General features: G+C 38.2%; 15 protein-coding genes. All 15 read left to right on the forward strand.

Annotation, left to right across the window (positions count from 1 at the left end):
* Window positions 1-16: 16 nt before the first annotated feature.
* Window positions 17-1,594, forward strand: a complete 1,578-nt coding sequence (locus KSX81_RS22925; RefSeq protein WP_128131707.1) for a SusD/RagB family nutrient-binding outer membrane lipoprotein — start codon at window positions 17-19, stop codon at window positions 1,592-1,594.
* 32 nt (window positions 1,595-1,626) lie between these two features.
* Entirely contained in the window at window positions 1,627-2,691 is a 1,065-nt protein-coding gene (locus tag KSX81_RS22930) for a glycoside hydrolase family 18 (protein ID WP_004300468.1), read from the forward strand.
* Between the two features lie 22 nt (window positions 2,692-2,713).
* Window positions 2,714-3,925, forward strand: a complete 1,212-nt coding sequence (locus tag KSX81_RS22935; RefSeq protein ID WP_008640544.1) for a DUF1735 and LamG domain-containing protein — start codon at window positions 2,714-2,716, stop codon at window positions 3,923-3,925.
* Window positions 3,926-3,948: 23 nt separating this feature from the next.
* Complete coding sequence (locus KSX81_RS22940; RefSeq protein ID WP_217725860.1) at window positions 3,949-4,914, forward strand: BT_3987 domain-containing protein; 966 nt, start codon at window positions 3,949-3,951, stop codon at window positions 4,912-4,914.
* Between the two features lie 164 nt (window positions 4,915-5,078).
* On the forward strand, window positions 5,079-7,280 hold the full coding sequence (locus KSX81_RS22945; protein WP_217725861.1) for a DUF4838 domain-containing protein: 2,202 nt from the start codon (window positions 5,079-5,081) through the stop codon (window positions 7,278-7,280).
* A gap of 98 nt (window positions 7,281-7,378) precedes the next feature.
* Window positions 7,379-8,707 carry an MFS transporter gene (locus KSX81_RS22950; RefSeq protein WP_195645814.1) on the forward strand — a complete coding sequence of 443 codons (1,329 nt, stop codon included), beginning with the start codon at window positions 7,379-7,381 and terminating at the stop codon, window positions 8,705-8,707.
* A 16-nt stretch (window positions 8,708-8,723) separates the two neighbouring features.
* Window positions 8,724-9,692: a 1,4-beta-mannosyl-N-acetylglucosamine phosphorylase gene (locus tag KSX81_RS22955; protein ID WP_004318517.1), complete on the forward strand. Its 969-nt coding sequence runs from the start codon at window positions 8,724-8,726 to the stop codon at window positions 9,690-9,692.
* Between the two features lie 7 nt (window positions 9,693-9,699).
* Window positions 9,700-11,973, forward strand: a complete 2,274-nt coding sequence (locus tag KSX81_RS22960) for a GH92 family glycosyl hydrolase (protein ID WP_004300474.1) — start codon at window positions 9,700-9,702, stop codon at window positions 11,971-11,973.
* Between the two features lie 154 nt (window positions 11,974-12,127).
* Entirely contained in the window at window positions 12,128-13,789 is a 1,662-nt protein-coding gene (locus KSX81_RS22965; protein WP_004300475.1) for an IS1182-like element ISBf3 family transposase, read from the forward strand.
* Between the two features lie 299 nt (window positions 13,790-14,088).
* Window positions 14,089-14,982: a sugar phosphate isomerase/epimerase family protein gene (locus tag KSX81_RS22970; protein ID WP_004300476.1), complete on the forward strand. Its 894-nt coding sequence runs from the start codon at window positions 14,089-14,091 to the stop codon at window positions 14,980-14,982.
* 171 nt (window positions 14,983-15,153) lie between these two features.
* The gene (locus KSX81_RS22975) at window positions 15,154-16,677 is read left to right on the forward strand and encodes a DUF4992 family lipoprotein (protein ID WP_004300477.1); all 1,524 of its coding nucleotides are present in this window, start codon (window positions 15,154-15,156) and stop codon (window positions 16,675-16,677) included.
* 30 nt (window positions 16,678-16,707) lie between these two features.
* Window positions 16,708-20,094, forward strand: a complete 3,387-nt coding sequence (locus tag KSX81_RS22980) for a SusC/RagA family TonB-linked outer membrane protein (protein WP_004300478.1) — start codon at window positions 16,708-16,710, stop codon at window positions 20,092-20,094.
* Window positions 20,095-20,106: 12 nt separating this feature from the next.
* Window positions 20,107-22,320, forward strand: coding sequence for a RagB/SusD family nutrient uptake outer membrane protein (locus KSX81_RS22985; RefSeq protein ID WP_004300479.1), 2,214 nt, complete (start codon window positions 20,107-20,109; stop codon window positions 22,318-22,320).
* A gap of 205 nt (window positions 22,321-22,525) precedes the next feature.
* The gene (locus KSX81_RS22990) at window positions 22,526-24,265 is read left to right on the forward strand and encodes a thrombospondin type 3 repeat-containing protein (protein WP_004300480.1); all 1,740 of its coding nucleotides are present in this window, start codon (window positions 22,526-22,528) and stop codon (window positions 24,263-24,265) included.
* Window positions 24,266-24,267: 2 nt separating this feature from the next.
* Entirely contained in the window at window positions 24,268-24,936 is a 669-nt protein-coding gene (locus KSX81_RS22995; RefSeq protein WP_004300481.1) for a DUF3826 domain-containing protein, read from the forward strand.
* Window positions 24,937-25,037 lie beyond the last annotated feature (101 nt).

Here is a 25,037-nt window from a genome sequence, read left to right on the forward strand (position 1 = left end):
ATAAAAGAATAACCAAATGAAAATATATAAATTCATAACGCAGATTTCTATTGCAGGCTGTATGCTTGTTGGAACTCCAATGTTACAAGGATGCATGGATAATAGCTTGAATGATCCGTTGGGAAAAGTTTCGGAAGAAGAACTTGGACGAGATGGATTTGCTGCCAATGCTTTCTTCTTGACTTTATGTGATTATGCATATCCCATAGCTACTGAAAACATTTATAATACCAATGAATCCTTGATTGGTGACTGCTATGGACGTTATCAAGTAATGGCAACAGATAAGTTTAAAGGGGCAAATTTTGCTACATATAACGCACCCGAGAACTGGTTAAACTGGCAGTTTGCAGATGATAATGTAATGGTATTGACGTATGGTGCATGGAATAAAATAAAGAATGTAACCCAAGGAACAGGAGTTAACTTTGCATGGGCACAGATTTTGAGAATTGCGACAATGCATCGTATGCTTGATATGTATGGGGCACTTCCTTATTCCCAAATTTCAAGTGATAAACTTTCGGCTCCTTACGATACAATGGAGGAAGCATACCATGCAATGTTTACTGATCTGACTGATGCAATTAATGTAATGACTGTTTATGTGACCGAAAATCCAAACAACAGAACGATGGCTAAGTATGATAAAGTTTATGACGGTGACTTTGAGAAATGGGTGAAATTTGCAAATTCACTGAAACTACGTATGGCCATTCGTATTCGTTTTGCAGATCGTGAATATGCCAGACAGATGGCGGAGGAAGCTATTAACCATTCTATTGGGGTAATTACTTCCAATGAAGATAACGCAACTTCTTTAGGCACTAAAAATCAATTGTATACGGTATTAGTGCAATGGCCTGACCAATGTGTCTCTGCCGATATTACATCTTATATGAAAGGATACAACGATCCACGTATGTCGAAATATTTTAAAAAGAAAACGAGCGATAAAGGAGATGATGATTATGTGGGTATGCGCGCAGGTTTGTCTTATGGTAATGATATTACCGGACCGACTTTCTCTAGAATAAATGTTGGAGAGATGGATCGTACTTTATGGATGAGTGCAGCTGAAACAGCTTTTAATAAAGCTGAAGCGGCAATGTTAGGATGGGATGTAAAAGGAGAAACGGTGAAAGATTTGTATGAATCAGCTATCAGACTTTCTTTTGCACAATGGGGAGTATCGGATGGTATTGACCAATACCTGAATGATGAATCAAGTACTCAGGCTGATTATGTAGATCCTAATGAGAATAAGGGGAATGAAAGTGCTATTAGTTCTATAACTATCAAATGGAAAGATGATGCTGGTGAGGAAGAAAAACTGGAAAGATTAATAACCCAAAAATGGATTGCAATGTGGCCTTTGGGACAAGAAGCATGGAGCGAGTATCGTCGTACTGGGTATCCGCGTTTTTTCCCGTTATTGAATGGAAATGTAACCAATCTTCCTTCCGCTAATCGTATTCCGTTCCCACCGTCGGAATATATTCGTAATGCTGCTAATGTAAATGCTGCTGTAAGTAAATTGGGTGGCGCTGATAATTATCAGACTAAGGTTTGGTGGCAGCGTAGGGATAAGTGAATAATAGTATAATCTATATTAATATAAATAGTATGAGAAAGATATTCTATTTTATAATGTTGTTATTTGGCATAACGGTTGCGAATACAGCGTGTGATGATTGGACAGACATGGAACCAAAATTCCAGGAAGATATGACTCAGTCGTCACTTCCGGAAGAATACTATGCCCAGCTTCGCGCTTATAAGAAAACAGATCATCCGGTTGCTTTTGGATGGTTTGGTAATTGGACCGGAAATGGAGCTACTTTAGAAAAATGTTTAGCCGGACTTCCTGATAGTGTGGATTTTGTTTCTATTTGGGGTAACTGGAGAAATTTGACAGAAGCGCAAACAAAAGATTTGCGTTATGTACAAAATGTAAAAGGGACTAAAGCTTTGATGTGTTTTATTGTTCAAAATATCGGTGACCAATTGACTCCCGAGGAATATAAAGATAATTATCTGGAATTCTGGGGATGGAATGAGAATAAGGAAGAAGCTATAAAGAAATATGCCCATGCAATATGTGATAGTATTGATAAATATGGATATGATGGCTTTGATATTGACTATGAGCCTAATTTTGGTCATCGAGGTAACATGAGTGGAAGTGATGAGAATATGTTGTTGTTCATTCAGACCTTGGGAGAAAGAATCGGACCAAAATCGGGTACAGACAGGCTATTAGTAATTGACGGTGAGCCACAAAGTATTGTATCGGAGTCAGGTCCTTATTTTAATTATTTTATAGTGCAGGCTTATGATTCTCCAGGAGATAATACTGGACGTGACAATTTGGATAGCCGTTTAAACTCTACAATAAGAAACTTCGATGGGCATTTGACTGCAGAAGAAGTTGCTAAGAAATATATTGTAACTGAAAATTTTGAAAAATGGGCTTTGTCTGGTGGTGCTGATTTCACAGATCGATATGGAAATAAAATGAAGTCTTTGGAAGGTATGGCACGTTGGACGCCTATTATTGACGGGAAAAAATGTGTAAAAGGAGGGGTCGGAACTTATCATATGGAGTATGAATATACAATTGATGGTACAGAAGAATCTTATCCTTATTTGCGTAATGCTATCCGCATTATGAATCCACCGGTAAAATAATAAATTTAAAGATATAATAATTATGAGATATCTGGTAAAAAATAAAAATACAATAATGTTCGCCTTTGCCATATTGCTTTGTGCAATTATAGCAAGTTGTGAAGATGCAAAGTATGATACTATCGGCAGTAGAATTTATTTAGCTGAATCCAGTAGTTTGTCTTATGAGTCCAAAAAGGTAACAGTAGCCGAAGAGGGTAGTGTTGTCACTGTGACTCCGCGGTCGGGACAAATTGCAACAGAAGATATAGAAGTTACTTTGGGACTAAGTCCGAAATCGTTGGAAGTATATAATACAAAAAGTGGTACGAACTATAAATCTATGCCGGAAGGTTCATATTCTTTTGATCAAAAGACAGTGGTTATAAAAAAAGGAGAATTAGTGGCTCCTACTGTTAAAGTAACAATTGATCCGTTGACAAAGGAAATGCTTGATTCTGGTGATAAATTTGCACTACCGGTTGCTATTACTGCTGTATCAGGTGGGCAACAAACTTTGGAAGGTGCAGATGTGATGATTTATATCATGGATCAGGTTATTATAACCTCTGCACCAGTGTTGACGGGTACAAAACCAATTACTATGGAAATGCGTCAGGATTATACAGTAACTCAATGGTCACTTGAAATGCGTATTAATATGAGCGAACTTGGGGATGGGGTGACTCCTGGAGTTGGTTATCCTGGTCCTCCTAGCTATCAGAATCAAGCAATATTTTCTGCAGGTCCAGGTAATGGTATCGCAGAAGATGGTGAAATTTATATCCGTTTTGGTGATGGCCCGATTCCTGGTAATATTTTGCAGATAAAAACACAAGGTACTCAAGTAAATGCTGCTACTAAGTTTAAAAATAATCAATGGTATCATTTAGCATTTGTTTGTGATGGAGTGAAATTGACTATTTATGTAAATGGAAATATTGATGCAACATTAGATCTTCCAAGAAAACCTTTGCGTCTTGTTAAGAATAGTTTTGGTATATGCAATGGTGATTGGATGGTTACAGATGCTATAGTTAGCGAAGTACGTTTTTGGACTACTGCTATTTCACAGTCGCAGATTCAGAATAATATGTTTGCGATAAATCCGGGTACGGATGGCTTGGAGGCTTATTGGAAATTGAATGAAGGGGCAGGAACCGAGTTTAAAGACGCAACTGGTCATGGAAATAAAGCCACGGCGCCTAATGGAGTTGTCAGATGGGTAGATGGCATTAGATCAGATGGTAAATAATATAATATTCAAATGATGTAATTATGAGATTGAAAAATATAATATGGAAAACAGTAGTGATGTCATTAATGGCATCACCACTGTGCATCTCTTGTGACGATGATGACGAAGTTACTGTAAATTCTAAGTTTTATCTTTCTACGAAAGTTTTTCCGGTAGATTCTTATGAAGCATCGTTGTCAGTGATTTTGAAAGATAATTCAGTGGTCGTAAATGAGTTACAACCTAATTATCGGTTTGTTGCATGTGCCACGGAGAGATTATCGAAAGATGTGAAAATAACAGCCGATAGTGATGATAATCTAGTAAGTGCTTACAATAAAGCTAATGATACGGAATATAACATATTACCTGCTGAAAATTATTCTTTCACCAATAAAACTGTTACTATTGAAAATGGAGAAAGTGTATCTGGAGATTCTATAAAAATAGAGCTATTAAATGTAGGATCGTTGACTACAGAAGGGGGATATTTGTTGCCAGTTACCATATCTTCTATAGAAGGTAATAACTTAGATGCACTTAGCTCTAACAGAGGAGTAGTTTATCTGAAAATTCAAAATATTCATGTCAATGTAGAGTCCGGGCAACCGGCTGAAGGTACTTTGATTGCCGATCGTTCTGGCTGGACTGTAAAAGTTGCCCCGACGACTCGTGGAGATGCTAAAAATCTAATTGATGGAACAAATTCTGATGTAGCTCGTGATGGAGGAGCAGAATATTGGTTAACTGTGGATATAGGTAAGGTGCAGACATTAACAGGAATAAGAAATAAGTGTTATGCTAGTAGTTATTCACCGACTGCAGTAGAAGTATTTACTTCGAGTGATGGAGCAAAATGGAAATCTATTGGTGCTGTAACTATTTCAAAGAGTGGCACACAATATATTAAGTTTTCGAAAGCCGTTGAAACGCGTTATTTAAAGTATTATGTGAAACAAGGTCCCAATACGGTCAGCCTTACGGAATTTGACCTATATGCGAAATAATTAATAGGTTATTGAAAATTTTTAAGTCCCGCTTTTTCGTTTTTTCGGATAAAGTGGGACTTACTATATAAGTTAATAAATGAAAAAAGAAAAAGATTGATTGTTTAATAGTATCATATTGATTGTATTACTATTATATAATAACTTTTAATAGCAAGAAAAACATGAAATTATCTATTATTCTACGGTTCTGTTTATGGTTTATGGGAATTAGTATGGCGTTTCCGTCTCTCTCTCAAACTATGTTAGTAACTAATGGGAATACAAGTTCTAGGATCATTTTGAAAGAGAATAATCAAATATCGTGGACAGCTGCAAATTTGTTACAAACATTTATTCAAAAAGTAACCAGTTGTAAGCTGCCTGTTGTTATAAGTCAAACTCCTCGAAAAGGAGATATTCTCATTGGTGGTCAATCTCCAGCGGAAGTAACAGAGGATGGATTCTCTATTTCTACTCAAGATGGTATTCTAAAAATATCTGGTAAAGAAAACGGTGTTGTATATGGGGTTGTTACTTTATTAGAGCAATATTTGGGTATCGATTATTGGGGAGAGAATGAATATTCTCTTACCCCTTCAAAAACAGTGAACTTACCCTTCATTAATAAAGTCGAGAATCCGGGCTTTCGTTACCGTCAGACACAATGTTATGCTATCCATACAGACTCTATTTATAAGTGGTGGAATCGTTTAGAGGAACCGAATGAAGTGTTTGCTGCCGGTTATTGGGTGCATACTTTTGATAAGCTTCTGCCTTCATCCATTTATGGGAAAGAACATCCGGAATATTATTCTTACTTTAAAGGAAAACGCCACCCGGGAAAGGCCAGCCAGTGGTGTTTGAGTAATCCGGAGGTTTTTGAGATTGTTGCTCAACGTGTTGATTCTATTTTCAAAGCAAATCCAGATAAACATATCATGTCTGTAAGTCAGAATGATGGTAATTATACAAATTGTACGTGTGATGCTTGTAAGGCAATTGATGATTATGAAGGAGCATTATCAGGAAGTATCATCACTTTTCTGAATAAGTTGGCTGCCCGTTTTCCGGATAAAGAATTTTCCACATTGGCTTATCTATATACGATGAATCCTCCGAAACATGTGAAACCTTTGCCGAATGTGAATATTATGTTATGTGATATTGACTGTGACCGTGAAGTAACTTTGACGGAGAATGCTTCGGGAAAAGAGTTTGTGAAAGCCATGGAAGGATGGTCTAAGATTACCAATAATATTTTCGTGTGGGATTACGGTATTAACTTTGATAATTATCTGGCTCCATTTCCTAATTTCCATATTTTACAGGACAATATCCGTCTTTTCAAAAAGAATCATGCCACCATGCATTTCTCTCAAATAGCAGGGAGCAGGGGAGGAGATTTTGCAGAACTTCGCGCTTATTTAGTGTCAAAGTTAATGTGGAATCCAGAAGTTAATGTAGACTCATTGATGCAACATTTTCTGCATGGATATTATGGGGAAGCAGCGCCATATCTTTATCAGTACATAAAGATAATGGAAGGCGCATTAATTGGTAGTGGACAGAGGTTGTGGATATATGATTCACCTGTATCACATAAATATGGCATGTTAAAGCCTGCTTTGATGCGTCGTTATAATCATTTATTTGATTTGGCTGAAAAGGCTGTTGCAGCAGAACCCGATTTCTTAAAACGAGTTCAACGGGCACGTCTGCCAATTCAGTATTCAGAACTGGAGATTGCACGAACAGAGACAGAAAAAGATTTGGTAGATATTAATAAGAAGTTAGACCTTTTTGAGGAACGCGTGAAAGAGTTTCAAGTTCCTACATTGAATGAGCGTTCCAATTCACCGGTAGACTATTGCAAATTGTATCGCGAACGTTACATGCCGCAGAAAGAAAGAAGTTTAGCTTTGGGTGCAAAAGTTACTTATCTAATTCCTCCTACCGGAAAATATGCGGCATTAGGAAAGAACGCATTGGTTGACGGTTTGTTTGGTGGAGCAACCTTTGTTGATAGCTGGATTGGTTGGGAAGGAACCGATGGTGCATTTGTTATAGATTTGGACGAAACAAAAGAGATACAAAGTGTGGAAACAGATTTTCTTCATCAAATAGGGGCCTGGATTCTTTTTCCTCTAAAGGTGGTTTATTCATATGCTGAAGACGGTGAGCATTATACACATTGGAAAACGATTGATTTACCGGAAGAACGTACCGGTGAGGTAAAATTCCGTGGAGTCAAGGCTGAATCAGCCGAACCGATAAAAACTCGTTATGTGAAAGTAGAAGTCACTGGAACGAAAGAATGTCCGACTTGGCATTATGGTGTAGGTCATCCTTCGTGGTTCTTTATAGACGAAGTGATAATAAAATAAAAAAAGTAGGGGGGAGACGTTAGTAGTTTCCCCCTTTTAGTTGTATTATATATAGATGGGTCAGAAAAATGTTTTTTTTCATCTATATACTATGATTTATGCAACAGAATAAAACTGCTTCTCAACGAAAAACTATTAACCCGGCTTGCTGGGTACCTACTGCTTATTTTGCAATGGGACTTCCCTTTATTGCTATTAATTTGGTTTCTGTTTTCATGTTTAAGGATCTTGGAATTTCGGATACGCAAATTGCATTCTGGACTTCTCTGATTATGATGCCTTGGACACTGAAATTTTTGTGGAGTCCTTTTCTTGAAATGTATCGTACGAAAAAATTCTTCGTATTGATTACAGAATTATTGAGTGGTGTATTGTTTGGAGTAGTAGCCTTTTCTTTGTTTTTCGATTACTTTTTCGCCATAAGTATCTCTACAATGGCAGTGATTGCCTTTAGTGGAGCAACGCACGATATTGCTTGTGATGGTGTATATATGGCTGAATTGAACAAAGAAGATCAGGCAAAATATATCGGAGTGCAGGGTGCTTTTTATAATGTAGCCAAATTGGTTGCTAATGGAGGATTAGTTGCTATGGCAGGAGCATTGGCAGAGCATTTCGGAGCAATAGAAGGTGCTTCGATAGATGCTAACAAAGGAGCGTATTCATCTGCATGGATGATTATTTTCGGCGTAATTGCGGCAATAATGGTACTGATCGGTATTTATCATATAAAAATGCTTCCTTCTACACAGATTCCGTCAACAACGAAGAAAACTGCATCGGAGGTTGGGCACGAATTGGTAGCAGTCATTGCTAACTTCTTTACTAAAAAGCATATTCTTTATTACATCTGTTTTATTATTTTATATCGTTTGGCAGAAGGCTTTATCATGAAAATAGCTCCGCTGTTTTTACGTGCGTCAAGAGATGTAGGCGGCTTAGGACTGTCGTTAACAGAGATCGGTACGCTAAATGGTATCTTTGGTTCCGCTGCTTTCGTTTTAGGCTCATTGTTGGCAGGTATTTATGTCTCTAAGTTCGGATTGAAAAAGACACTATTTACTCTCTGCTGTATTTTTAATCTTCCGTTTGTGGCCTATACTTTTTTGGCAGTTGCACAGCCTACTAATGTATATCTGATCGGAACTTGTATAACGATGGAATATTTTGGTTATGGTTTTGGTTTTGTCGGATTGACGTTGTTTATGATGCAACAGATTGCTCCAGGCAAACATCAAATGTCACATTACGCATTTGCTTCAGGAATCATGAATCTGGGAGTGATGCTTCCGGGAATGGTTAGTGGTTATCTTAGTGACTTATTAGGATATCGTAATTTCTTTATCTATGTGTTAATCGCAACTATTCCAGCTTTTCTGATTACTTATTTCATACCTTTCACGTATGATGACTCAAAAAATAAATAATATAAAATCAACGATTATGAATAAAATTCAAATTCCTTGGGAAGATCGTCCTGTCGGATGTACGGACGTTATGTGGCGTTACTCACAAAATCCAGTTATCGGACGTTATCACATTCCTTCATCTAATAGTATTTTCAATAGTGCTGTTGTTCCTTTTGAGGATGGTTTTGCAGGCGTATTCCGTTGTGATAACAAAGCTGTACAGATGAATATCTTTGCAGGTTTTAGCAAGGACGGAATTCATTGGGATATCAATCATGAACCTATTCAGTTTAAAGCAGGCAACACGGAAATGATCGAGTCGGAATATAAATACGACCCTCGTGTTACATGGATTGAAGACCGTTATTGGGTGACTTGGTGTAATGGTTATCATGGCCCTACGATTGGTATTGCCTATACTTTTGACTTTAAGGAGTTTTTCCAGTGCGAAAATGCTTTCTTGCCTTTCAATCGTAATGGTGTACTTTTCCCGCAGAAGATCGATGGCAAGTATGCGATGTTGAGTCGTCCCAGTGATAATGGACATACTCCGTTTGGCGATATATATATCAGCTATAGCCCGGATATGAAATATTGGGGTGAACACCGCTGTGTAATGAAAGTGACTCCTTTCCCGGAAAGCGCTTGGCAGTGTACAAAGATTGGTGCAGGTTCAGTTCCTTTCCTTACAGATGAAGGCTGGTTGCTGTTCTATCACGGTGTAATCACTACTTGTAATGGTTTCCGTTACGCTATGGGAGCTGCCATATTGGATAAAGATCATCCGGAAAAAGTTCTTTACCGTACACGTGAATATCTGATTGGGCCGGCTGCTCCTTACGAACTTCAGGGTGACGTTCCTAATGTAGTATTCCCCTGTGCTGCTTTGCAAGATGGTGAACGTGTTGCTGTTTATTATGGTGCGGCAGATACTGTGGTAGGTATGGCCTTCGGATATATAAAAGAGATTATCGATTTTACGAAACGAACGAGTATCATTTAATAAAGATATGAAACGTATTATATTAACTTACACACTTGCTTTTTCCCTTCTTTCCGCCTATGCGGGGGAAGGGGGGAGCCCTCCCCTTAAAAATACGGATAAAAGTCTTTTGATAGATTATGTGGATCCTTTTATCGGAACTACAAATTTCGGAACGACTAATCCCGGAGCGATTTGCCCCAATGGTATGATGTCTGTGGTTCCTTTCAATGTGATGGGATCTTCCGAAAACACATACGATAAAGATGCCCGATGGTGGTCTACGCCTTATGAATATACAAATTGTTTCTTTACCGGATATGCTCATGTGAATTTGAGTGGAGTCGGTTGTCCGGAATTAGGTTCTTTATTATTGATGCCTACTACCGGAGAACTGAATGTGGATTATAAAGAATATGGTAGTAAGTATAAGGATGAACAGGCCTCACCGGGCTATTATTCTAATTATCTGACTAAATATAATGTAAAAACAGAAGTTTCGGCTACTCCGCGTAGCGGTATTGCCCGATTTACTTTCCCGAAAGGGAAAAGCCATATCCTGCTGAATCTGGGGGAGGGATTAACGAATGAGAGTGGCGCTATGCTTCGTCGTGTAAGCGATTGTGAAGTGGAAGGAGTCAAACTACTTGGTACATTTTGTTATAATCCTCAAGCTGTATTCCCCATTTACTTTGTATTGCGGGTTAAGAAGAATCCTTCTGCAACAGGGTATTGGAAGAAACAACGTCCGATGATGGGTGTTGAGGCTGAATGGGATAAGGATCAGGGAAAGTATAAACTTTATACTCGTTACGGAAAAGAAATAGCAGGAGATGACATTGGTACTTATTTCTCCTTCGATACAGAAGAAGGTGAACAGGTAGAAGTGCAAATGGGAGTTTCTTTTGTAAGCGTAGAAAATGCCCGTTTGAATCTGGATCGTGAACAGGCTGGAAAGGATTTTGAGAAGATCCATGCGGAAGCACGTTCCAAATGGAATGATGACTTGTCACGCATAACAGTGGAAGGTGGTACAGATGCCCAAAAGACTGTGTTTTATACAGCGCTTTATCATTTGCTGATTCATCCTAATATTTTGCAGGATGTGAACGGAGAATATCCGGCCATGGAAAGTGATAAGATCCTGACAACCAAAGGTGATCGCTATACCGTATTTTCTCTTTGGGATACTTACCGTAATGTTCATCAATTGCTAACCTTGGTTTATCCGGAACGTCAGATGGAAATGGTACGTACAATGCTTGATATGTATCGTGAACATGGATGGTTGCCTAAGTGGGAATTATATGGCAGAGAAACATTGACAATGGAAGGTGATCCGAGTATTCCGGTAATTGTAGATACCTGGATGAAAGGTTTGCGTGACTTTGATGTTGATTTGGCTTATGAGGCAATGTACAAATCTGCTACATTACCGGGGGCAGAAAACTTGATGCGTCCTGATAATGATGATTATATGTCTAAAGGATATGTACCCCTTCGTGAACAGTATGACAATTCCGTCTCTCATGCATTGGAATATTATATTGCTGATTTTGCACTGTCTCGTTTTGCAGATGCTTTAGGTAAAAAGAAAGATGCGGAGATGTTCTATAAACGTTCTTTAGGATACAAACATTATTATAGTAAAGGATTTGGTACTTTCCGTCCGATTCTCCCCGATGGGACGTTTTATAGCCCGTTTAATCCGAGACAAGGAGAGAACTTTGAACCGAATCCCGGTTTTCATGAAGGTAATTCCTGGAATTATACGTTCTATGTACCACATGATGTATATGGCTTGGCGAAATTAATGGGTGGAAAGAAACCTTTTATCGATAAACTACAAATGGTTTTTGATGAAGGACTTTACGACCCGGCAAATGAACCGGATATTGCTTATGCTCATTTATTCTCATACTTTAAAGGTGAAGAATGGCGTACACAGAAAGAGACGCAGCGTTTATTAGATAAGTACTTTACAACAAAACCTGATGGTATTCCAGGAAATGATGATACGGGAACGATGTCTTCCTGGGCTATTTTCAATATGATCGGTTTTTATCCGGATTGTCCCGGACTGCCCGAATATACATTGACGACTCCGGTCTTTAATAAGGTAACGATCCGGTTAGATCCGAAATGGTATAAAGAGAACGAATTGGTGATTGAAACCAATCGTACTCAACCAGGAACTTTATATATTGATAAGGTACTATTGGATGGCAAGAAGTTCAATAAATATCATATCACACATGATGAACTTGTTCACGGCAAATATTTAAAGTTTGATTTGAAATAACACACAGTGTTTCATAGGTATCGTTTTTGGGTTGACAGAGGTTGTGTCAAAACGCTGACACAGCCTTTTTTTATGCGCAAAGCCCAGACTTTCTCAAGCCCGGGCTTTGTTATTACCCAAAGTTTTCGTATCTTTAGGTATAAAGTTTTTCGTTATGGCAAAGTTACATTTTCGTCCTTACATTCCCAACCAAACCGTTCTTTTTCCACAAAGAATTGATGAAAACATAGTTGCGACCGACCCGGTCCGCATCGTGAATGCTGTTATTGACAATCTCAATCTTGAGAGTTTCAAGAAGCTTTATAAGGAAACGGGCCGTTGTCCTTATCATCCTAAAATGATGCTTAAGGTGATAATCTACGCCTACATGAATAATATCTATTCTTGCCGTAAAATAGAGAAGCACCTCCTTCGTGACATTCATTATATTTGGCTTGCCGGTAATGAGCATCCGGATTTTATCACGATCAACCGTTTTCGTAACCGTGTAAAGGAGGAAATAAATAATGTATTTACCCAGTTGGTTCTTGTCCTTGCCGATAAAGGTTTCATCAGCCTTGATGTGGAGTATATCGACGGCACCAAGATTGAATCCAAAGCCAACAAATATACTTTTGTCTGGCGCAAGACAGTCGAACGGAACCGTACGAGACTAATGGATAAAATCCGTATTCTCTTGGAACAGGTGGATGAAGCCATTGCACAGGAGAACTCTATAAAAGACACATCCGTGGAGTTTACTCCCTGCAGGCTCTCTGACATAGTGGATGAACTTAAAGAAGCCCTGGAACGCCAGCCTGCAACAAAGGATAAGGAAGAAAAGAAAGCCCTGCGCAAAAAGAAGAAGCAGGTCATGGAACTTGAAGGGTATCGTGACAAGCTGATAGAATACGACAATCACCTTGATACCCTTGGAGAACGTAACTCCTATTCCAAGACCGATCCTGGTGCCACATTCATGCGCATGAAAGAAGATGCCATGAAGAACGGGCAGACCAAACCCGGATATAATCTGCAAATAGGTACTGAAAACCAATTCATCACAGACTTCCGTCTGTTTCCCAACCCTACCGATACACTGACCCTCATACCTTTTTTCCACTCTTTCCAGTACCGCTATAACCGTTTACCGAATATCTGTGTGGCAGACTCCGGTTACGGTTCGGAAGAAAATTACCGGTTCATGCAGGAGAATGGGATAGAAGCCTTCATCAAGTACAATTACTTCCATAAAGAACAGCGTCCTCGTTATACTCCCAACCCATTCCATGCCGAAAGTCTCCATAACAATGCCCAAGAGGATTATTACGTTTGTCCTATGGGACAGCACATGAACCGTATAGGAACCAAACGTGACAAGACAGCGAGCGGATACATCATCGAAAGTGCCCGGTATAAAGCAAAAAGATGCGAAGGTTGCCCTTTGCGTGGCAGTTGTTTTAAAGCTCGGGGGAACCGTATTATAGAAGTCAACCACCGATTAAATCAATACAAACGGCAGGCACGGGAAAGGTTGCTCTCAGAAGAAGGTATCAAGCATAGAGGCAGGAGGTGTATAGAACCAGAGGCTGTGTTTGGACAAATGAAATACAACATGGCATACAGAAGATTCCGGCATGTGGGAGAAGACAAGGTTACAATGGACTTTGCTTTCTTTGCTATAGCTTTTAATATCAAAAAAATGTGTGCTAAACTGATAAAAGAAGGAAAGGGGCTCATTACAGTTGCCAAATATATGTTTATGGGACTATTTATAACCCGATATAATTGGAATATAGCAACTTGTTGCCAAATGCATGAGGAAAAAGCAGCATAGCCAAAAGAAAATATAGCAGAACTGTAAAATATAAAAGAGGTTGTGCCAACGTTTTGACACAACCTCCATTTTTTTACATTTACTTCTGTTATTACTTCTTCGAAAATAGTGACGGTATATGCCCGGGATAGTGACGGTATCGGACCAAGATAGCGTCACTATTTGTCTTGGATACCGTCACTATCTTACTTTTATTAAATTATACTCCGTAGTATTTTTAGTTATTCTCTGTTTTATAGGTGATTACAAAAATCTATTCCATACGTCTACTATGTAAATCGTATGCAATAAAATAAAAAATGAGAAGAAATTTATTTAAACATATCCTTTGGATATTGATACTTGCAGAGTGTTTTCCTCTATTGGCAATTGCCGGATCGCAGCAAAAGGAACAACGTTATAAAATAGCCGTATGTGACTGGATGATTCTGAAACGTCAGAAAATCGGTTCATTCCAATTGGTACATGAATTGAATGGTGACGGTGTAGAATTGGATATGGGTGGTCTTGGCAAGAGGGAAATGTTTGATAATAAATTGCGTGAGCCCCATTTCCAGCAGTTATTTCGTGAAACTGCTCAAAAATATCAATTAGAAGTTTCTTCTATTGCTATGTCCGGTTTCTATGGACAGTCTTTTCTGGAGCGGGCTAACTATAAAGATTTAGTTCAGGATTGCCTTCATGCCATGAAAGTGATGAATGCCAAAGTAGCCTTTCTTCCTTTGGGAGGAATCAAAGCCGGATGGGAAAAGATTCCGGCACTACGGACAGAAGTTGTAAAACGCTTGAAGGAGGTAGGAGATATGGCAGCTTCTGAAGGAGTGGTGATTGGTATTGAAACTCAACTGGATGCAAAAGGAGATGTGAAACTACTGAAAGAAATTAATTCTCCCGGAATCAAGATCTATTTTAAATTTCAAAATGCATTGGAGAATGGAAGGGATTTGTGCAAGGAGCTGAAAATTCTGGGGAAAAAGAGGATTTGCCAGATTCACTGTACGGACACAGATGGAGTGACTTTACCTTATAATGAACGATTGGACATGAATAAGGTGAAAAAGACGCTGGATAAGATGGGATGGATTGGATGGCTGGTAGTAGAACGTTCGCGCGATAAGGATGACGTGCGGAACGTGAAAAAGAATTATAGTACGAATATTAAGTATTTGAAAGAGGTGTTTCAACAGAGATAGGAGGATATTATGATATAGTTAATATTACAAAGAGAGAGAAAAAAATGCAAAATCTATTTTTTTTATTCTTTTAAGTGATTACATATTTTTTGATTGTACGTCTTTCCTTAAAAGATCTTTTAGATTTTGAAGATATAATATATTATTTTTGTTTAAATTAAAATTTAATCTATGAAGAGTAAAATGAAGATTAAAATGAAGATTGCCGGAAAGTTATGGGGCTTGTCAGCAATTCTTTTATTCGTTTCTTGTGCTAAAGGTTTTGATGATAATGAAACCTTTTCTGGAGGTGTGACAAATGCACAGTTGGAATCGCCGGTTATCGACGATAATAGCTTTTCAACCTTAACAAACTCTGATGGTACAGAAAGTGTAAAGATAACGTGGCCGGTAGTTATGGGAGCTGGAGGATATTTGCTTAATGTAGATCTTATAGAAGATCCGGCAGACCCTACAGTTACTACAGAGAATCCTGTTGTTGTGATGCAAGATAGTGTTGTAGATGGTTCATCTGTTGTATTTACGAAAACAGAAGATGCTACCTATAAAATAAAAATAAAGACACTTGGCAATGAAAAACTGAACAATAAGGAAGCACAAGAGAGTACTGATTTTAAATATGTTGCATTGGTGCCTGCTACAACAATTCCTGTAGGTGAAGATATAGCTGAATATATTAATAATCAATTGAAAGATAGTGATAAAGAACAAGCTTTTGCTTTGGAAGCAGGTAAGTCTTATGTTCTGAATGGTATTGTTGATTTTAGATTGAATGTGATTACACTTCGTAGTACTGATAAAGATAATCGTCCAACGGTAAAAGTTGGAGCTAGCGGAGGATTTATGACGCAAGCTGGATTGAAAATTAAATTCATTAATTTTGATTGTTCAGAAATGACTGGTGCTGGTTTTTTAACTCTAAGTGGAGAACCTAGTGAAACAATATCAATAAAGAGTTTAGGCTATGATAAAGATGAAGCTAATCAAGATGGTTATATCATCAATAAGCCTGTAATTATTCAGGAATGTAATATCAAAAATCTGCAGAATAGCTTGCTTTATGGTAATAAAAAACCATGGACTTTACGTGATTTCCGTATTACAGATTGCATCGTACAGATGAATAATGCTGGCTCTAATGGGGTTATTAATTTATATGGTGCTACGGGTACAATTAAAGATATGACTATTAAGAATAGTACATTTTATAATTTAGTGAAAAATAGTTCTGCTTATTTTATTCGTTATCAAAATAACTCACAACCTTGGAAATATTTTGGCAAGAGTGATAATACTTCAACTCACATTATATCCAATAATACATTCTGTAAGACTTTTTCAAATAAAGACTTTGGCAATAATATACCTAATGATAAGACCTCAATGACACAAAAAGTTGAATACAATATATTCTATGATGTATATCGTTTATATCAGTATCTTCAAAGTAATAATAAGAAATCAACTGTTGGCAATACTATTTGGGGAGTTGATGGTGGAACTCCTAATGGCAATGATACAGGAGGACGAAAAGATGATAATGGTAATCCGTTTGCTACACTTGAAGACCCTGCGTTCGTAGGTCCTTTCTTGCAGGAACTTGACTTATTAAAAACTAACGGTGGTGTTGATTTTGAACCTAAAGGTGCAGAAGCTGTAAAAAATAAAGGTGGTGACCCTCGTTGGTATAAATAAATATAAAGTATAAATTATAATGCTATAATAATGAAACATAATAATATAATTAAATTGTGCCTTGGCATATTTCTGGCTTTCACAATGGCTTTGCCTGCTATTGCCCAGAAAACACAGACATTCAAAGGTGTAGTGGTAGATACGACGGGGGAACCTATTATTGGTGCTTCTGTGAAGGTGGTAGGTACAACTACTGGGACTATAACTGATTTGGATGGTAAATTTATGGTTGTTGTTCCATCTGGAAAACAGGTTGAAATATCTTATATAGGGTATATAACACAGGTATTATCAGATTTTAAGCAGACTAAGATTGAACTGAAAGAAGATACGCAGCAGTTAGATGAGGTTGTAGTGGTAGGTTATGGTACGCAGAAAAAAGCGCATCTAACAGGAGCTATTGCTACTGTACCTATGGATGATATTCAGGATCTTGCTTCCGGTAACTTGGCAAGTACGTTGAGTGGTATGGTAAATGGACTTAGCGTTAGTGGTGGAGATGCGCGACCTGGTGAGAATGCTCGGATTAATATTCGTCAAAATGATGTTTTATCAGATATTGGTGGTACTGCTTCAGAACCATTATATGTTATTGATGGGTATATTTATCCTGTAGAAGTGAAAATTGGTGATGTTACAGAAAACTTAGGAGCAACTGCATTTAATAATTTGGATCCGTCTGTAATTGAAAGTATTTCGGTTTTGAAAGATGCTGCGGCTGCTGTATACGGTGCTCGTGCTGCCAATGGTGTTATATTGGTTACTACTAAGAGAGGTAAACAAGGTGCACCTAAGATCTCATATAGTGGAACTTTTGGCGTTGTGGATGAGGTTTCGCGTGCTAAGATGTTGAATGCTTACCAATATGGTCAACTTTGGAATGCTGTACGTGCGGCTGATCCGACTGACGTATCTATTAATTTGCAAAATGATTTGTTTCAGGCAGACGAGTTGAATGCAATGAAAGGTTTGAATTATGACTTGTTGGACAAATACTGGAAAGCGGCATTGACACAAAAACATAGTATCAATATGACCGGTGGTTCAGAAAGAGCTAATTATTTTGGAGGAATATCTTATTTTGATCAAGATGGTAATCTTGGTAATCTGGATTATAACCGTTGGAACTATCGTGCTGGTGTTGATGTGAAGATTAGTAAATGGTTAAAAGCAAGTCTTCAGGTTTCAGGTGACTATGGAAAGAAAAACAAACCGAATGTGAAGGTTGGAGGTAGTAATGACGAGAAAGACTATAATCTTCTGTTAGTTCGTCCATATTATATTCCTGAAGAAGTGAATGGTATTCCAATCGTGCCTTATGGTATTAGCAATTCACAGGTAAGTTCTTCGCAAAACTATTCATTTTCTCTGCTTCAAAACGCAGGGGATTATAATAGAACAGAAACATCGAATATGAACATTAATGCGGGACTGGAATATGATTTTGGATGGAATAAATGGTTGAAAGGGTTAAAACTAAAATTCTCTTATTCAAAGAGTATCAATTCTACAAAAAACAATCAATATGGTTCGTCATATGAACTTTATTATATGTCCAAACGTGCTGGAAGTGGAAATCATTTGTATACACCTATCCAAGGGCAGGAATCTCTTTATGAAGAGTTGCTGGCAGAAAACAATTTCTTACTAGCTAATAATGGTTCTGCTATAAACAATGCCAGTGGGGATCCTTATTTGTCTCGTACAATGAGCCGTGCTGATAATTATCAGATGAACTTCACTGCAACTTATAACCGTGATTTTGGTAGTCATCATATAGGTGCTTTGTTTTCTATTGAAAAATCAGAGGCTGAAAGTGAATATTTAGTGGGACAGGTTACTAATCCTTATGAATTTACCAATGGACAATCGAATCTAGTTCAATATAATAGTGCGTCTACTACAGAATTTAAACGTGCAGAGTCTGGTACATTATCATATATTGGTCGTGTGAACTATGCATATGCTGATAAATACTTGTTTGAGTTCCTGCTTCGCTCGGATGCATCAACCAAGTTTGCTCCTGAAAATTATTGGGGAGTTTTTCCTTCAGTTTCTGCTGGTTGGATTATATCACAAGAAGAATGGTTTAAAAAGAGTGTGAAATGGGTTGATTATTTGAAAGTACGAGCTTCATTTGGTTTAACAGGTCGGGATAATACGAAAGCATGGCAATGGATGCAGAACTATGCGGTTGATAAAGATAAAGGACCTATATTTGGTGTTAATACATCAACAAACGCTGGTAATCATATAACTATTAATAAAGAAATATCCGCTGTAAACCGTGATGCACACTGGGATAAGTCATATAAAGCAAACTTTGGTTTGGATTTCAATGTGTTGAATAACCGTTTATCATTCAATATTGATGGTTATTATGAGTGGAATCGCGAAATGTTACTCCCATATTCAGCTTCTATTCCAGGTACAGTAGGAACACAGTCTGCGAATTTTAATTATGGAGAGTTGGACACATATGGTATGGAGTTATCTGTGACTTGGAGAGATAAAATAGGAAAAGATTTTAAATATAAAGTGTCTGTGAATACCGGGTATACGGATAATAAGGTACTTATGATGGACTGGGAAACCAATCAACGTTATATGAAGATTCATGAAGGCAGTCGTACCGATATGGGAACATGGGGAATGCAGTGTCTTGGTATGTTCCGTAGTTATCAAGATATAGATGAATATTTCACCAAATATAATATTACATCATATATGGGTATGACTAAGGATAATGTAAAACCTGGTATGTTAATATATAAAGATATTCGTGGTGCAGAACAGACCGACGGAACTTATGCTGGACCAGATGGAGTTGTAAGTTATGAAAATGATCAAGTTCGTTTGTCAAACCGAAGTAATCCTTATGGTTTCACTACAAATTTGAGTGCAGAATGGAAAGGTATTTCTTTGTCTGCACAGATAAGCGCAAGTTGGGGAGGATATAGTTTTGTCCCAACATCGGCACTTAAGATCGGTAATATGGTTGGTTCAGGATCGGGTTCGTATACAGACTTGGAATATACCAATATGCCATCCTTCTGGAATACAGATAATATGTTTGTTTATAATGATGTAGTTGATGCGTCAGGTAATGTGGTTGTAAAAGCTAATCGCAATGCAAAATATCCTAACTTAAGATGGGGTAGTGTTAATAGTGTGAATTCAACATTTTGGAGAGTGAGTGGAACTCGCGTTAGCATGAATCGCTTAACATTAGCATATGCCATACCATCGAAGTTTACAAGATTGATAGGTATCGAAAGTTGTCGTTTTAATGTAACAGGACAAAACTTATTTAGTTTCTATAATCCTTATCCTGATAATTTTATAGATCCTATGACTTCTTATGGTAGTTATCCTACTTTGCGTAAGTTTACTATTGGTGTAAATGTGACATTCTAAAAAGAAATAACGATGAAAAGAAAAAATATAATAGCTTTCAGTGTTGCTTTAATGGCGATAGGTGCTTTCACTTCATGTAGTGACGAGTTTCTGCAAGATAAAAAAAATTACGACTATGTTGACGCAAGTACATATAATACATTCAGTGGCGCAAAAGCACGTGTAGATGATATATATGCTTGGTGCTTGCCTAATACGAGTTCCGAACCAAGTTGGAAATACAATAGTACCGGAGCAGCCGATTTACAGTCTAAGTCTACAGAAGAGTATAGTGGATTCGGATCATTCGTAGATCCTGACGCTCCGATGACCAGTCAGAGTGGAAACAATACGGTTCCTGATTATTTTCATAATAGTGGTAATAATATTCAGGCAAGTGTTTGGGGACGTATTCGTAATTGCAATGATGTTATTTACGGTATAGAGAATAGTACTCTTTCAGAAGAAGAAAAGAATGAGTTACTCGGACAGGTTTATTTCTTTCGTGCATGGTGTTACTACAACTTAGTGAAATGGTATGGTGGAGTGCCTATAATTACGGAAGTACAGGAACCAGTGGCAGGGGCTATCACTCCTCGTTCTACAACAAAAGCGTGTGTTGATTTTATTTGTGAGGATTTAGAGCGTTCAGCGCAGTTACTTGCTCCGTTTACTGAAAATGGAGGATGGCCTTCAAGTGATTTTGGACGTGTTACTTCCGGTACAGCACTGGCATTGAAAGGACGGACTCTTTTGTTATATGCAAGTCCGTTGTTTAACCGTAAAAATGATGTAGAACGTTGGAGGAAGGCTTATAATGAAATCACTGCTGATTTACCCAGAATAAATGCTTGTGGATATGGTTTAGCTAATGAAAGTAATGCCGGAGCTAATGCTTCAGGTTGGGCGAATGTTTTTTCAATGGTTGATGGCAATACAGAAGCTGTATTCGTAACGCTATATAATGATATAGCCACTGGCGGAGTACCTGATTTTAGTAAAAACAACTCATGGGAACATGGTATTCGGCCATCAAATGCCATGGGAGGTGGTGGCAAAACTCCTTCTGCTATGATGGTTGATATGTTTCCTATGGCTGATGGAAAAAGACCTTCTACGTGCAATACTTATACTACACTAGAGCAATCTTCTGTTGCTTATGATAAAAATGTTCCATTTGCCAATCGTGATCCTCGTTTTTATCGGACGTTTGCTTTCCCTGGAGTACGTTGGGCTTTCAGTGGTGATCCTAAGAACGCAAGCAATAATAATCCTTATACAGGGGATAAGTATAATTTGTGGAACTATGTTTGGTATGCTAATGAGAGTGATAGAGATAATGAAGAGGCTAGTAGCTCTAATACTTATGGTGCGGATAACTTGTTGACAAATGCTAAAGGTTTCTATATACGTAAACGTTCGGATGATTTAGATGTGAATTCGAATGCCAGATATAAATTTAGTCAAGCAAATGGTTTTAAATTTAGTGGCAGCCCATATTTGGAGATTCGTTATGCTGAAGTGTTGTTGAATTATGCAGAAGCTGCATGTGGTGCTGGTGAAATGGGAGTAGCTGTTGAACAATTGAAGAAGATACGTGCTCGTGTAGGATATACATCTGCAAATAATTTCGGTTTACAGACCAACTTGTCAGGTGACCAAGCTGCATGTTTTGCTGCCATCTTGTACGAACGTCAGATTGAATTGGCTTATGAAGGAAAACGTTTTGATGACTTACGCCGTTGGATGTTGTTTGATGGTGGTGCAGAAAGAGCAGAAGGTGCTCCTGACACATGGGTTCCGTCTGGTTGGAATGGAAACACTTGCACTTATTTAGGTTTTAAACAACTCAATGGGCAACGCCGTGATAATCTTGAATTCCGTGTTAGTAGTACTCATGAGAGTAAAGGGCTTGGTGGTACATCGTGGGAAATAAATGGAGTAAATCCAGACCCTTTAAAAGATGTAACACGTCCGGATGCATTAGATTTGAGACAAGCGGATATTTCCAGTCAACAGAATAAGTTAGTTGAGTTTTATAATACTTATTTGACGCGTAAAATGAAGAAAGGTGATGCATATACTACTGATCATACACCTAAATATATGAATTTTCTTCCTAGATATTACTTCCTAGGTTTTGCGGAAGGAGCTCAAAAGGCTAATCAGACATTGCCACAGACTATTGGTTGGGCAGATTATAATAATGGTGGTGCTAACGGTACTTTCGATCCATTAGCAGAATAAATTTATAATATCTGATTTATCTTGATAACGTCTCTAATATCTCTTGAATGAGAGGATTGGAGACGTTATTTTTTTGATAGGAATATGGGTTATGAGGGAAAAACATATTTAGGATAATAAATTCTGTTCTACTGATTACAAATCTTTTCTTCTTTCGTCTTATTATTGTATTTTTGAATTAACAACTTCACAAAACCAAATAAAAATGAAGAAGAAACAGGTACTTTTAGCAGTTTTTGCTGCAACAATGTTGACTCCGACCGTTGCATGGGCGCAATACCCACAAATAACCGGCGAAGCCAAAGAAAATTATACAAAGATGATGACTGAAGAGCGGAAGCGCTCTGATGAAGCATGGGCGAAGGCACTTCCAATAGTGCAGAAAGAAGCGAAGGAAGGACGTCCATATATTCCTTGGGCTGGTCGTCCGTACGATTTGCCGCAGGCTGATATCCCTTCATTCCCAGGTGCCGAAGGTGGTGGTATGTATAGTTTCGGTGGCCGTGGCGGCAAAGTGATAACTGTTACAAATCTGAATGATCGTGGACCGGGCTCTTTCCGTGAGGCATGTGAAACTGGCGGTGCACGTATTATTGTGTTCAATGTTGCCGGTATCATCCGTCTGGAATCTCCGATTATCGTCCGTGCTCCCTATGTAACCATTGCAGGGCAAACAGCTCCGGGAGACGGTGTTTGTATTGCCGGCGAGTCATTTTGGGTAGACACACATGATGTTGTTGTACGTCATATGCGTTTCCGTCGTGGAGAAACGAAAGTATGGCATCGCGATGACTCTTTCGGAGGTAATCCTGTTGGTAATATAATGATCGACCACTGTTCCTGTACATGGGGATTGGATGAAAACATTTCTTTCTATCGCCACATGTACGACCCGAGTGAAGGACAATATGAAAGCAAAGACTTGAAACTTCCTACTGTAAACGTAACTATTCAAAATACTATCTCGGCAAAAGCGTTGGATACATACAATCATGCGTTTGGTAGCACGTTAGGTGGTGAGAATTGTGCATTTGCCCGTAACCTTTGGGCTAGTAACTCCGGACGTAATCCTTCTATCGGTTGGAATGGCATATTCAATTTCGTTAATAATGTAGTATTCAATTGGGTGCACCGTTCTTCTGATGGTGGTGATTATACCGCTATGTTCAATATGATTAACAACTACTACAAACCGGGACCTGCTACTCCTAAGGATTCCAATGTAGGACATCGTATCTTGAAACCGGAAGCAGGACGTAGTAAGCTGGATCATAAAGAATATGGGCGAGTATATGCCGACGGAAATATAATGGAAGGCTATCCTGAAATAACTAAAGACAACTGGAATGGCGGTATTCAGATTGAAACTCAACCGAACACTGACGGATATACTGAATACATGCGTAGCTATAAGCCGTTCGAGATGCCGTATATCAATATCATGGGGGCTAAAGATGCTTATGACTATGTATTGAAACATGTAGGTGCGAATATTCCTTGTCGTGATATTGTTGACGAACGTGTGATTGAAGAAGTAAGAACAGGTATTCCTTATTATGAAAAGAAACTTCCTAAAGACGCTTATGGTGACTTGACAGGTTTGTCTCCTAAGTCAATGGGGGAAGACGGACAGTTCAAGTATCGTCGTTTGCCGAAAGATTCTTATAAGCAGGGTATTATTACTGATGTTCGCCAGATGGGTGGTTATCCTGAATACAAAGGTACTCCTTATGTTGATACAGACAAAGATGGTATGCCGGACGAATGGGAAATTGCTAACGGATTAAATCCGAACGATCCGAGTGATGCCAATAAAGACTGTACTGGTGACGGATATACGAATATTGAAAAATATATCAACGGTATCAGCACAAAGCATAAAGTAGATTGGAGAGATATGAAGAACAACTACGATACATTGGCTGAAAAAGGAAAATTAATGTAATTATGAAAAAGATACTGATACTATCATTGCTTTTTATTTCCGGTTGGATGTCTGCGCAGGCAGTCGACTTAAATAAAGAGAATCGTGATCCTGAATATGTAAAGTCTATTGTCGGCCGATCACAAAAGATCGTTGATAAACTCGGACTTACAGATGCGAAAATAGCCGAAGATGTTCGCAATGTCATAGCCAATCGTTACTTCGAATTAAATGATATTTATGAGGTACGGGATGCGAAAGTCAAGAAAGTAAAAGAATCCGGGTTGACTGGTGAGGCTAAAAATGAAGCTTTGAAAGCTGCGGAAAATGAAAAAGATGCGGCACTATATCGTTCACATTTCGCTTTTCCTGCCAATTTATCTCTCTTTCTTGATGAAAAGCAAATAGAAGCTGTTAAAGATGGCATGACTTATGGAGTAGTAAAAGTGACTTATGACTCACATCTGGACATGATTCCTACTTTGAAAGAAGAAGAAAAAGCTCAAATTTATGCTTGGTTGATAGAGGCCCGTGAATTTGCGTTGGATGCAGAAAATTCGAATAAGAAACACGCTGCTTTCGGAAAATACAAAGGACGTATCAACAACTATCTGGCTAAACGTGGATATGACCTGAAGAAAGAACGAGAGGAATGGTATAAACGTATAAAAGCCCGTGGAGGTTCTATATAATTAAAAAATAAGATACTATAAAAAGAAGTGAAATTCTTTCCCATTGTAAATGGTTAGTTTGTTTGATGGTGGAAAGGGTGGCTCGGAGAGTCGCCCTTTTA

The sequence above is a fragment of the Bacteroides sp. MSK.18.37 genome, assembly GCF_019129155.2.
Taxonomy (GTDB): Bacteria; Bacteroidota; Bacteroidia; order Bacteroidales; family Bacteroidaceae; genus Bacteroides; species Bacteroides ovatus.